This is a genomic window from Saccharicrinis carchari (assembly GCF_900182605.1).
Taxonomy (GTDB): Bacteria; Bacteroidota; Bacteroidia; order Bacteroidales; family Marinilabiliaceae; genus Saccharicrinis; species Saccharicrinis carchari.
In genome coordinates this window covers 292,668-306,197 of sequence record NZ_FXTB01000001.1, presented here as the reverse complement: position 1 = coordinate 306,197, position 13,530 = coordinate 292,668, and the positions used below count along the sequence as shown (strand labels likewise).

Annotated in this window: 10 protein-coding genes; 9 read left to right on the top strand and 1 reads right to left on the bottom strand. The window is 37.8% G+C overall.

Annotated elements, in window-relative coordinates; all coding sequences use genetic code 11:
- Positions 1–7: 7 nt before the first annotated feature.
- Genes FN809_RS01035 through FN809_RS01010 form a run of 6 tightly spaced genes read left to right on the top strand, consistent with a single transcriptional unit; the run spans position 8 to position 5,645 of the window.
- Positions 8–991 carry a glycosyltransferase family 2 protein gene (locus FN809_RS01035; protein WP_142531625.1) on the top strand — a complete coding sequence of 328 codons (984 nt, stop codon included), beginning with the start codon at positions 8–10 and terminating at the stop codon, positions 989–991.
- Positions 991–2,136: a glycosyltransferase family 4 protein gene (locus FN809_RS01030; protein WP_142531624.1), complete on the top strand. Its 1,146-nt coding sequence runs from the start codon at positions 991–993 to the stop codon at positions 2,134–2,136. The genes FN809_RS01035 and FN809_RS01030 overlap by 1 nt, the downstream gene beginning before the upstream one ends.
- The gene (locus FN809_RS01025) at positions 2,129–3,082 is read left to right on the top strand and encodes a glycosyltransferase (protein ID WP_142531623.1); all 954 of its coding nucleotides are present in this window, start codon (positions 2,129–2,131) and stop codon (positions 3,080–3,082) included. Before FN809_RS01030 ends, FN809_RS01025 begins: the two co-directional genes overlap by 8 nt.
- The gene (locus FN809_RS01020) at positions 3,079–4,233 is read left to right on the top strand and encodes a glycosyltransferase family 4 protein (RefSeq protein ID WP_142531622.1); all 1,155 of its coding nucleotides are present in this window, start codon (positions 3,079–3,081) and stop codon (positions 4,231–4,233) included. The genes FN809_RS01025 and FN809_RS01020 overlap by 4 nt, the downstream gene beginning before the upstream one ends.
- A gap of 2 nt (positions 4,234–4,235) precedes the next feature.
- Positions 4,236–5,231 (top strand): glycosyltransferase family 2 protein, encoded by a 996-nt coding sequence (locus FN809_RS01015; protein WP_142531621.1) that lies wholly within the window; start codon positions 4,236–4,238, stop codon positions 5,229–5,231.
- Positions 5,232–5,276: 45 nt separating this feature from the next.
- A complete protein-coding gene (locus FN809_RS01010) occupies positions 5,277–5,645 on the top strand; it encodes a hypothetical protein (RefSeq protein ID WP_142531620.1) in 369 nt (122 codons plus the stop codon).
- A 1,075-nt stretch (positions 5,646–6,720) separates the two neighbouring features.
- Here FN809_RS01010 and FN809_RS01005 read toward each other — a convergent pair.
- Positions 6,721–7,434 carry a hypothetical protein gene (locus tag FN809_RS01005; RefSeq protein ID WP_142531619.1) on the bottom strand — a complete coding sequence of 238 codons (714 nt, stop codon included), beginning with the start codon at positions 7,432–7,434 and terminating at the stop codon, positions 6,721–6,723.
- Positions 7,435–8,035: 601 nt separating this feature from the next.
- Here FN809_RS01005 and FN809_RS01000 point away from each other — a divergent pair.
- From FN809_RS01000 to FN809_RS00990, 3 genes are all read left to right on the top strand, one after another.
- Positions 8,036–9,184 carry a glycosyltransferase family protein gene (locus FN809_RS01000; protein WP_142531618.1) on the top strand — a complete coding sequence of 383 codons (1,149 nt, stop codon included), beginning with the start codon at positions 8,036–8,038 and terminating at the stop codon, positions 9,182–9,184.
- Positions 9,185–9,746: 562 nt separating this feature from the next.
- Positions 9,747–11,132, top strand: coding sequence for a glycosyltransferase family 4 protein (locus tag FN809_RS00995; protein WP_142531617.1), 1,386 nt, complete (start codon positions 9,747–9,749; stop codon positions 11,130–11,132).
- 411 nt (positions 11,133–11,543) lie between these two features.
- Entirely contained in the window at positions 11,544–12,761 is a 1,218-nt protein-coding gene (locus FN809_RS00990) for an ATP-binding protein (protein ID WP_142531616.1), read from the top strand.
- The last annotated feature ends 769 nt before the right edge of the window (positions 12,762–13,530 follow it).

The window sequence follows — 13,530 nt, the reverse complement described above, 5'->3', positions numbered from 1 at the left end:
ATTTTACATGGAAATTAGTGTAATCATACCCGTTTATAACGCTGAAAAACATATAGTTAAAGCAGCAAATTCAGCTTTACTGCAACCTCAAGTTAAGGAAGTTATTTTAATTGAAGATTGTTCTCCAGACAACTCATTTGCTATTTGCAAAAAACTATCTAAACAGCATAAACAAGTTAAGTTACTTCAACATCCAGGTGGGGTAAATAAAGGAGCTGCTGCATCACGTAATCTAGGAATAAAAAAGGCACAATGTGAATATATAGCCTTTTTAGATGCTGATGATTTTTATCTTTCGGATAGATTTAAAGTTGATGAACAAATATTTAACTCAGATGAATCAATCGAAGGAGTTTATAATGCCTTAGGTTTTCATTACTACTCAAATGAAGCCAAACAAAAATATGACGATTTGGACATGAGAGGTCTTACAACAATAGATTCTCAAATAGATTCTAATGAGGTATTAAATGTACTATTAGGTATTAGCAGCAAAGCAAAAGGCTATTTTTCATGTGTAGCTTTAACTATTAAAAAAAATATTTTTGAAAGAATAGAACCATTTAAAGAGTCACTCAAATTATTTGAGGATACAGACTTTATTATTAGACTTGCTACAAAATGTAAACTAGCTTCTGGTTCAATAGACAAAGCAGTTGCTTTAAGAGGAGTGCACGATGAAAACAGAGTCACTGAAACAAAAAGAAACTTCGAGCATAATTTGCCTTTATATAAAGGACTTTATAAATGGGGGTTAAAAAATCAAATGCCTAAATCTGCCTTAGAAACTTGTAAATACTTTTACCTATCATATTTAAGTTTTAATGCCAACTACCTGGTAAAATTATATATATTCCTGTATGTGATTTTTAAACGTTATAATTTATACAGGTCACTATTCAACAATATTGTTTACAATTGCTTTGGTAGAAATAGAATTGCCTATTTAATTTTTGGGCTTCGTAACAACATATTTCCTTTGAAACAATAATGAAAATCTTATTTATATCACACGACACAAGCCACTCAGGAGCTCCAAAATCTCTTCGACTATTTATTAATTGGATTGCAAACAATCGTAGTGATATTAAATGTGATATTCTTCTTAGAAGAGGAGTTAAGCTACCTTTTTTAGATGACACTATAAATACTTACCTCTACACTCCCCCATATTTAGAAAGAAGTGGTTCAATAATTAATCGAATAGCTTTTCATTCTAAAATTTTATTATTAACAAAATGGATACACAAATTGTTGCTTCTCTGTAAATTAAAAAAAAACAACTATGATTTAATCTATTCCAACACTATTGTAAATGCTGATGTATTAGACTTTTTATCTTCAATAAAATGCAAAAAAATTGTACATGCCAGAGAGGTAGATCTGACGTACAATGATTTTGGTGGAGAGCAAATTATTTCATTAAACAATCAACATGCCGATAAATTTATTGCAATAACTAATGCTGTAAGTAACGCTTTGGTAAGGTATGGAGTAGATAAAACTAAAATAAGCGTGGTTAATAATCATATTGAATTGAAAACAACTAATATAAAATCGAAATATTTATTAAGAAGAAAATATAATATTCCTAAAGAGGCATTTCTTATTGGCGGATGTGGTAATCTGGGTAATATTAAAGGATTTGATGTTTTTTTACAATTAGCGGCAAAATTTAGGGAAACCAAAGAGTTTTATTTTATATGGTATGGAATGCCTAATAAAATAAAAAAAACCGAAATTGAGTATGATGTTATCAGGTTAAATCTCACTGATAAATTTATTGTTGATTCCTTTTTGCCAAACCAATCAATTGAATATTTCTCTATTTTAGATTGTTTCTTCTTCTCAAGCAAGAGTGATGGTTTTGGACTGGTTGGATTGGAAGCTTCTTTAAATAAAGTACCTATCATATGTTTCGAAAAAGCAGGAGGACAACCGGAATTTGTCAGTCAGGGTGCAGGATATGTTGTACCCTATATGGATATTGATGCGGTGTACAAAAAAATCAATTTATTATATGATAACAAAGGGTTACTAAAATCAATTGGTGAAAAAGGCTACAATATTGTGAGAGAAAAATATGATATTGAAAAAGTTGCTCCTAAATTATTAAATACTGCCCTAAATGATTAGTATAATAGTATGCTCCCGCGAAGTTGAGCTTTTAAATAAACTCAAAAAAAACATAAGTGAAACTATTGGCTGTGCCTTTGAGATTGTTACAATTGACAACAGCAACAACCATTATAATATATTTGAAGCCTACAACCTAGGTGTTAAAAAAAGCAAAGGCGAAATCCTCTGTTTTGCCCATGAAGACATTCTCTTCTATACGAATGATTGGGGTTTAAAGCTATTAGAGCATTTTAAACTGGACGCTCAACTTGGTTTAATAGGCACAGTGGGTAGTACGGCATTACCGGGTGCGCCGGCGCCTTGGTGGAATCGTCATAAAGTAAATACACACTATATCCATTTATTGCAAAAATGGCAGCCGGGAGATAATATAAAACGTTGGAGTTATAATGAACCTTATAAAGATACCAGCCTAATTTACCATAAGGAAAATGATACCAGCCAAAATATTAATCAGGTAACATCGGTGGATGGTTTTTTTATGGCTATACCCAAACACCTTTTCAATCACATTAAGTTTGATACCGATACCTTTGATGGTTTCCATTGCTACGATTTAGACATCTGTATGCAGGTAAATAAAGCTAATTATAAGGTAGCTGTAGCACACAATATTTTAATTGCTCATTTATCAAGTGGTAGTGTTAGTAATCATTGGGCAGAAGCCTCCATTGTATTCACAACGAAGTGGAAAAAACATTTGCCCCATAGCATAAAGCAACTTACAATCCCGCAAAAAGATAACTATACAAACAGCTTGCTTCTTACATTCTGTTATTGGAATTATAAAAGATTATCAAATGGAACAATAAGGCAAGTAATTTTTAACTATTTAAAGCCAAGTAATTTTTTTAATGATGAAGAGTATAGAATACTCAAAATATGGAGCCATTCAAATTATGCAATTACCAGAATCTTTAATAAGTTATTTAAAAGAAAATGAGTGTATATACTATTTTAGCCTTAAATTTCGACCCCTGTGATGGGGGGATATCACATTTTACTAACTCTATTGCAAAACAACTATATAAAAGCAAGAAACTAACAAAAATCATAACAACCAATGGTAAGCCATTGGCGCAATATAATTACCCAATTACTTTATCGAGTTGCACGCAAACCATCAATAGCTTAAACAGCAAAATCAGGATAGCAAGATACTTTTATTATATTAAACTTTTAATTCTAGCATCTATCGAGTTTTTAAGAAAACCTCAACAACATTACTTTGTTAATTCTTGCTTTGGTTTAATTCAACTTTTATATATTATACCGCTTAAGTTGTTTGGTTTAAAATATTCAATACTATTACATGGTCTTGATATAATCAGCAATGCCAAATCTGACTATCGACTAAGTAAATGGGTATATAGTGGGGCACACACCATTTATATTAATTCAAAAGCCAGTCAAAACGCACTACATGCCAACTATGGTAAAATACAAGTGAAAGAAGTAATTATTTACCCTGTAATACAACCCGAAGAAATAGATAAAGAGCAAATTTATTCATTACGCCAATTAGAACATAAAACAGGCGCCAAGCTAACAAATAAACAAATTGTCACTTCCATCTGCCGACTGGATAAAAGAAAAGGTTTAGACACTTTAATAACATCATTTATGAAATACCACCAAAAGCATCCTGATTCAATATTACTAATTGGTGGTAGAGGTAATATGTACGACTCGCTGCAAACTCAAATCAACCACCTCAATGCCAAAGAATATATAAAGCTTCTTGGATTCATTGATAACCAAACTAAATATTCAATATTAAAGTATGCCAGGTTATTTGTAATGCCAACCAAAAGCCTCGGGCAAGAAGATTTTGAAGGTTTTGGCATTAGCTTTATTGAAGCATCCTATTTTTGCACCCCCGTAATTGGAGGTAATCACGGTGGTGTACCGGAAGCCATTAATGATACAAAGACAGGTTATATAATTGATTTTGACAAACCCAACAGCGAAACCATACTTACTCAAACAATAGAAGAAATACTTACAAATAAAGAACTTCAAACCACACTTGGACAAAATGGTTACAATTGGGTTAAACAAAACTATACAAGTATAAACTCTGATTTATTTTAGCTATGCCAAAAGTATCAGTATATATTCCGCTTTACAACAGGGAACAATCTATTGGTAAAGCAATTGAAGGTTTATTACAACAAAGTTATAAAGACTTCGAATTAATAATTATTGACGATGGCTCAACGGATAATTCCATTGAAGTAGTTAATAAATACAACGACAAAAGAATTAAGGTTTATCAAAACAGCGAAAACAAAGGTGTAGTTTACACAAGAAACCGAGCCTTTGAATTAGCAAGTGGCGAATATCTAGCAATCAATGATAGTGATGATTATTCGCTACCTGAACGCTTAGAGAAGCAAGTCAAATTTTTAGACAGCAATGCTCAAATTGGCATTCTCGGTGGTAAAGCGCTTAGGATAGACCACTTAGGAGAGAAAAGAATTTGGGAATATCCTAATGAACCTAAAAACATTAAGTGTAGGTTATTTTGGGGCTCTTCAATGATTAATTCTACCCTGATGATGCGCCTTAAAATGATGATTGAAAACAATCTAAGATACGATGAGAACTTCCCAGTAGCTGAGGATTATGATATATTTGAAAGAGCACAGAATTGTTTTGAATTAAGAAATTTGGATGAAGTTTTGGTAAAATATTATTCCCACCCTGCAAACCTGACTTATACTCAAAATGAATTAATGGTGAACAAGGCTTTTGAAATTAATATGCGCCAATTAACAAAATTGGGAGTAATATTAAATCAAATTGAGAGTGAGATATGGTTTAAATTATTTAGCTATGATTTTAACTTCAATAAAGCATCTTTAGTTATCCTTTCTAGTCTTGGTGAAAAATTGATTCGCGCAAATAATCAATTAATGATATATGATGAAAATATATTTGCTAACCAGCTAAGCCAAAGGATTTACGAATGTTTATATCATACTAAAAAATATGGCAGCTATAAAAGCTTCACTAAATCTACATTAATGTTACATAAGTCACTGTCTCCCATTGAGAGAATGAAGTTTTATATTTCACAATTTCGATGAATAAATATAGATAGACAGCGCATAGAGAATATGAATTAAAGCAATTTGTTTTTCAACAATACACCCCTAACCATTATTTGGGAGCGCGAATCCGGGCAAATCAGTCAGCGTAATCCCAGTGAAAAATGGGTGCAATATTTTGAAGTACGCTTAAAAATGTTGCAATGGATTAAAAACACCCAAACCGCCTATTACAAAAAAGAAGAGGCATTATACAAGGACAGTTTATTTGGCATCCTGCGCATTATGGCACAGCACGATTTAAAAAAGGCCAATCAATTGTTTGGCGAGCATCTGGGCAAAGCTTACCGGCCGTCACCGCAACAAAACCACTGTACCAAAGGATATTTGATGCTCTATCGTATTTTTGGTTTCCGTGGTGCAGAGCAATTTAGGCGATGGTTCGGGACATAATATATCGAGGACACCGATCGCTTAGTCGGCACTAATAGGTTTTTTGCATTTGCAATAACTGTAGCAAGTGGATAAATAGAATAATTAAGCCCTGTAATAGCAGTACCGGGCCAGCTAATAGATAATTTGGTTGTATTAATAGGATATTTTAGCCCGCTAATAGTAGTTTGGGGCAATTTAATAACTACTTAAGCCAATTAATAGCTGTTATTATTGAAATAATAGGTAATTGCAGGCCATTAATAGGTGTTTGGGCTCAATTAATAGGTGTTTTTAGTCAACTAATAGGTGTTTGACCTTAACTAATAGGTGTTTGGCCATCCGCCAGAAAAGACAAAGTATCAAGTATCAAGTATCAAGAATCAAGACACAGGAATCAAGAAATAAGTATCAAGTATCAAGTATCAAGACACAACCTGTCCCGCATTAGCGGGAAGTATCAAGGCCTCGTTTGTTAGGGGAATTCTTTACATTATTAACAATATACTGCCAAGAACAACACAGCCTGCCCCGTTTTTACGGGGAATCTCAGTGATAAACTAATTAGTACCTTTTCTCTAATATTCTGCCAAAAATTGGCAGAATATTAGAGAAAAGAGGAAAAATAAAAAAGCGCTTTACTGTAATATGGGCATTTTAAATTTTGCCGGGCAACTTGGACAAACCAAAACAGGAATATCTCAAGTGTTTACGTAATCACCTTGTTTGGTTTTGCTTGTCCAAGTTGGGTTTTAAGGAATACCAATAAAAAATCCCGGCCAAATATATCAGCCGGGATAATTTATACGCACATCGCATCGTTACATTTCTAAGGTATTGGCCTAGTGACCCCTGCCTGCCATCGGTCGCCATGCGCCTACGTTGAAGCTCCAGCGCAAGCGTAAGGAATGCCGTCGGTGCTACCGGCAGGCAGGCAACAAGCTATCGATCTATCGACCTTCCCGTAGTAATTATATTTCAGGCTACGGGATGTTGAATAAAGTGAAATCCCGATGCGTTATATTTATATCATTTCGGGGTCACTTCGTTCCAATCAACCTATCAACCTAACAACCTATCAACCTAACAACCTAATTTACTTATTAATATTCTGCCGTATATACTTGCTATTGTAGCCCCTCAACCTATCGGGTTGGCGCCAAAAAACAAATTTACCGCATTGGCGCACTTCGTCAACGGCTGTTTTAAGCAGGGTATAAAGTCGGTCGCGATTTTGTTTGTGCTCATTCTCGTCAAATTTTTCGCCGTTGGCACGGGCGCGCAAATCGGCCATCTCGTCGCTCAGCGTAGCCGCTTGGGTAAACAAATCGGCAGTTTGGCCAATGGTAGTTAAGGGTTCCGGGTTTTCGCGCCCCAATACGGCCAGGTCGTTCAGGTCCTGTATCATGTCGGCATGGCTTGTGCCCTCGCTAATTTCGGCAATACGTGTCAGCACATCGGGCATTTGGCGGTAAGCATAACGGAAGGTATGCAGCATTTGGTCGCGGAAATCAATGGCCTTGGGTGCCTCCTCCGCCCAGGCTTTTTCTGCATCCTGCCTGGCCTGTGCATTTTTCATCCATATGGATTGCGCCTCGCGGGTGGCCCCTGCCAAAACAGGTAAATCATTTACAAAAGTTTCGTCGAGCCCGGCGGCCAACAGTTTCTCTCTGTCGGGCTGGCACCAGTGGTACAGATCCTCGGCCTCCTGCAGGTAAACGCCCACGGGGATGTAAGGGGTTTTAATTTCGTCAGGTTTTAGTTGCATGGCAAGTGGCAACTTTAAAGCATAATCATCGGAATTGGACATAGTACAAGTTTAAAAAGTTAAAAAAATGAATGAACGATAATAAATGTATTGATTATTTTACAATAAGTCAAGCGAATCGGCGTTTTAAATTGGGAAAAAACACCTAAGCTGAAAATGCACACATTTTTCAGGTTACGCTTTAATAGGCGGAAAGCCTTAAAAGTTAAGAAAACTTTTACGAGGGTTAACATACTATTCAGCCTAAGCTGAATCGGCCTTTGGTGCCCTATTGGCTGCGCCGAACGCTTAAGCTTCATCGACAAAGTACGCAGCCAATAGGGCAGGCTAAATACAATGTTTCAGTTTTTGGAACTTCTAGCCTATATGATTAAGATGAAGCTATTGCAAATGCCTAAAGTTGTTTCGAACACAGAATCAAATATGTAAAGTCTAGTGTTACCCCCTGTACAGCAGTAAAACTCGTGATAATTCTGTAATTTCGTTGACCTATTAACCCCGGGCTGCCGGCTGGCAGGTAAAAACCTATTGACCTATTGACCTAAAAACCTTCCCGTCATAAATTAAATTTTAGGCGACGGGATGGAGCTACGCTCCAATCGACCTAAAAATCTAATAACCTATTAAGCTAACAACCTACTTTATGCCAAATAAACAACTATTCTACTTTACCTTCAACGATCTGCCCGGCGGTGTTTACAACAGTCAGGTGATTGAGGTGGTTAACTATTTGAATGGTTTAAACCCTGCAACAAAGGTTAGGCTATTGTCCATTATATCACCCAGGGGGTTTTTAAAAAACAGAAAGCAAATAAAAGCACTCATTCCCAATGCCGTTGTCCTTCCTACTTTGGCTCCATTAAAATATTGGCGTGTAAATATTTTATGGCTATTCGTTATCCGTTTGTTTTCGGGATTTTCAAAAATAATATGTCGCGGCCCTGTAGCCACCTGTCTGTCCATTGATGCCTTTAAAGACAGTACGGTTATATACGATGGGCGTGGCGCAGTTGTGGCAGAGCAAGAGGAGTATGGTGTATATGATGGTTCAGGTATAGAGCACAAGTTATACAGCATTGAACAAAAAGCCGTATTAAAAAGCGATTGGTGCATAGCGGTAACGGAACAATTGGTGCAGCACTGGCAAGATAGGTTCGCATACCGCGGCACACAACACAGCGTTATACCTTGCACGGTATCATCGGCTAAAACGGACAAATCTGAAAGTATCCCCTCATCCATCGCCAATTTTATACAATGTATGCACAACAAAACTATATTTACTTTTGCGGGAGGCAATGGCAAATGGCAAGGCATCGATTTATTGATTACTTTTTTAGAAGAAGAGGTTAAACGAAATGATAATTCGGCAGCCTTGTTACTCACCCCCTTAAACAGCGAACTGGAAAAACTACAAAAAAAATATCCACACAGAGTGCATATAGAAACTGTATCACCGGAGCAAGTACACACCATCATCAGCCAATGCGATTATGGTTTGTTATTGCGTTACCCCACTCTTACCAACCGGGTGGCCTCTCCTGTTAAGGTAGCCGAGTATTTACGTGCCGGACTAAAAGTGATTATCTCGCCGAATATTGGCGATTACAGCAAGCTGATAGCCAACACAAAAACAGGTTACATCTGGGAAGAGGGCATGCAGCTAAGCCTATCAAAAATAATGGATGCAGATAGGGAACAATCGAGGATGATTGTAGAAAAATATTTAGCTAAGGAATCGGAAGATATTGCAGAGAAATATATGCAGATAATTAGATCGGTAGGTCATTAGGCCATTAGATCGGTAGGTGGTCAGTAAACAGTATCCTAGCCGCAAAACAAGGGGTCTATCCAATAATCCCTGCTAGCGGCAGGCAGGCGGGAGAACATGGCAAATATCATTCTCAACAACCTTGTTTCTTAAATCTTGTATTTGATTCATATTATGGTGCTTACAATTGCAGTTAGGTAAAAATGGGCAGTTATTTCGGAATATTAGCCATCCGGCATTTAAAAAATGTAACTTTACAAGGCGTTCAACGAGAAAAAATCCATGACTAAAGTTAAGATAAAAAATTTTGGCCCTATTGTCAAAGGATGTGAATCGGACGATGGTTGTTTAAAGATCAAACCGGATTCAATTTAAACACGAAGCAGGTTATTGATATATGCTAAACCCTAAACCCTAATTACCTAATAACCTAGCGATCTATCGACCTAACAACCAATCAACCTTCCCGTCATAAATTAAATTTTAGGCGACGGGATGGAGCTGAGCTCCAATCGACCTAACAACCCATACCCTAAAGCAGCTTTGCTGCGTCCTATCACCTAACACCTAACACCTCAAAAAAATGACCATCGCACTCCTCACCGACGGCTTCTACCCTTTTACCATGGGCGGCATACAAAAGCACAGCTACTATTTGGCCAAGTACTGGGCCCGGCAAGGCATTGCCGTACATGTGTATCATCCCAACCCATACAAGGCGGAAGTACTGAACGAGCATTTTACGGCGGAAGAACTAGAACGCATCCATTTTGTATATGTGCAGCATCCACAATCCATAAAGTTTCCGGGCCACTACATTTACAACAGTTACCGCTACAGCAAGGCCTTGTATAAAAAAGTGGGGAACCAAAAATATGATGCCATCTATGCCCAGGGCTTTACCGGATGGTATTTTGTAAAAAACCAGGAAGATATCAACCTGGTTACCAACCTGCATGGTTTAAATATGTTTCAAGCCTCGGTCAATATAAAACACAAGATACAGCTACTTTTATTGCGCATCCCCGCCAAGCCCATTATACTAAAGTCGCACAAACAAATATCCCTGGGAGGCAAGCTAACGGACATTCTTTACAAGCAGGGTGCCCAGCCCAACAGTGTTTTCGAGGTGCCCAATGCCATTGCCGGGGAGTGGATTGATTTTTCACCTGTCAGCAATGCCAAACCGGATAAGGTTAAAAATTTGAATAAAAAACGGGACTACGTTAAAATTAATAAAACCCGCCGTTTTATCTTCATCGGCCGTTACGAACGCCTCAAAGGCATCGAAGAAATCAACCAAGTCGTGGAGCAATTGGTGCAGGAAGGCCATCGCAATTTCCAAATCGATTTTGTGGGGCCCATCCCAGAGAATAAAAGGTTGGATTTAGGAGATAATGAAAAGGGTATAGGATATAGGGCGAAGGATATAGGGCATAGGGAAAAGGATATAGGGCATAGGGAAAAGGATATAGGTGATAGCGTAAAAGCAAATACGGGAAATTCTAATTCCCACAACCCACAGCCTAAACCCCAAACCCTAAACCCCAAACCCTACAACCCACAACCTAAACCCCACAACCTAAACCCTATAATCTACCACGGTTCCATCACCTCACAGCAAACCATACAAACATTGCTGCACGAGAGCGACATACTATTGTGCCCCTCGTACTCCGAAGGCATGCCCACGGTAATACTGGAAGCCATGGCCTGCGGCTGTGCCATCATAGCCACCGATGTGGGGGCTTCGGGCGAGTTGGTGAACGACCAAAACGGATGGCTTATCAAAGGCAACATCGCAAATGATTTAGTAAGCGGATTAAAAAATGCCATGCGCCAAGCCCTGTCCATTGAAGAAAGCTCCTTACAACAAATGAAAGAAGCTTCCATGCACAAAGTAAAAGAGAAATACACCTGGGATGTTGTGGCCAGGCAAAGCCTGGAGGTTGTTAGGTTAATAGGTTGATAGGTTGTTACCTGCCTGCCGGCAGGCTGGGGTTGATAGAAAGTATTTACCAATCTATTAACCTACTGACCTAACGACCTACTGAGACCTAACGACCTACTGAGACCTAACGACCTACTGACCTATACTTGCGTAGCTCCTGATAGCGAAATGCGCAGCAGTAATTCGTGCTAATTCGTGTTAACCTGCCCGACCGGCAGGCGGGTTCGCTGACAAAAACCAAACTGCACAGCAGTTCTAATTCCCCCTAAAAAGGGGCAGGCTGTGTTAACCTCGTCCGCCATAGCTTTAGCGAAGGAGGACTAACAACCCAATAAGCGCACACCAATTTTATTACTTTTTATGGTTATAACCTTAAAAAATAAAAATATATCCATATCTTTATGGTTACAACCTTAAAAACCATCCACAATGCTTACCCGAAATCTATATATAAATAAAATACAGCACTACATTGATAAACCATTTGTAAAAGTTATAACAGGCATACGCAGAAGCGGCAAATCCACGATACTTATGCTGCTTTCTAAAGACCTGATGTCGCGAGGCATAAGTAAAGATCAAATTATATACATCAATTTTGAAAGTTTCAGGAATTTCAATTTAAGCGATGCGATTTCGTTGCACACACATATAAGTTCTAAAATATCAGCTCCCAAGCGCTATTACTTAATATTTGACGAGATACAAGAAGTGAACAACTGGGAAAAGGCGATTAATTCATTCATGGTAGATTTTAACGTGGATATTTATATAACCGGTTCCAACTCCAATTTATTATCCTCAGAACTTGCCACCTACTTGGCCGGTAGATATATCGAATTTCATATTTTCCCTTTATCATTTAAGGAGTATCTTTTTTTTAAGAAAGAACGTAAGCGGGAAATCACTGATAATTATAAGGAATTTGAAATATATTTACGGACAGGGGGCTTTCCTGTATTACACATCTCGGATTACTCGTACGATACCGCATACAAAATTGTTTTTGACATATATTCCTCTGTCATCCTAAGGGATACCATTCAGCGTAACAAGATACGGGACATTGAGCTGTTAGAGCGTGTTGTAAAATATGTTTTCGACAATATTGGAAGTAAATTCTCCGGCAAAAAGGTAGCGGATTATTTTAAAAGCCAGTACCGAAAAGTAGATATCAATACCATATATAACTATTTGGCTGCTCTCGAAAGTGCATTCATCATTCATAAATTAAACCGTTTTGATGTAAAAGGCAAAGAAATTTTAAAGACACAGGAAAAATATTTTGCAGCCGACTCTGCCTTGATTTATGCAGTTATGGGATACAAAGATCGCATTATAGCAGGTGTCCTCGAAAACATTGTTATGCTGGAATTACTGCGATGTGATTACAAGGTGTTTGTGGGTAAGCTCCACAACACCGAAATTGACTTTGTTGCAATAAAAGGTAACAAAACTCTTTATATTCAGGTTTCATATTTATTGGCAGAGCAATCGACCATTGAGAGAGAATTCAAACCCTTACTAGAGATAAAGGACAACTACCCCAAATATGTGGTAACCATGGATACGCTTTGGCAGGATAATATCGAGGGAGTAAGGCACATACACATCGCCGACTTCCTTTTGTTAAATGAATATCAGTAGAGAAACTGCGCAGCAGTAATAAATCGTATTAACCTGCTGACCTAATAACCTCGTCCGCCATAGCTTTAGCGAAAGAAGACCAACCTTGTCCGGCCCTTGACGGATTGGCGTTAACCTATGCGAAATAACGGTAGCCGAGAACTTAAGCTCTGAAACTTTAAACCCACTAACAAAATTAGCTTTGACAATATCAACCCGGCAGGACATAGCCCCTTCGGCGTGCTTGCACCCGGAGAGGTCGGTAGAAATTAGATCAACTAATTAACACGATTCTATCAGGGAGCCGGACAGGTTTTTACGAATGATTATAAACCCTTGGAAGAAAGTATAAACCTGTCAGCGCGCGTAGCTCCTGATAGCGAAATGCGCAGCAGTAATTTGTGCTAATTCGCTGACAAAAACCAAACTGCACAGCAGTTCTAATTCGCGTAAATTCGTGCTAATTCGCTGACACATTAGCTGATAACTCCGCTAACCCGGATCTGCCGGCCTTTAGTACGTAAGGCTCGGTCTTAATTGCAGTATTGTTTTTGTAACTTTGCAATACACCTTTAACACCAGCTATTATGGCAACCTATACAAATCAATCCTGACTTATCGTGATAATATAAAAGTCATTAAATAATGTACGGTGTTGACAAAAAACACTGCCCTGCAGTAATATTTAGCTTTAATTCGTTGACCAATACACTCCGCTTCAACGCCTTATTTGCCTATCAGCACTTTAATACATTTAGGTCTTTATAAGTTAAACTTAAAGCCAAAAGTC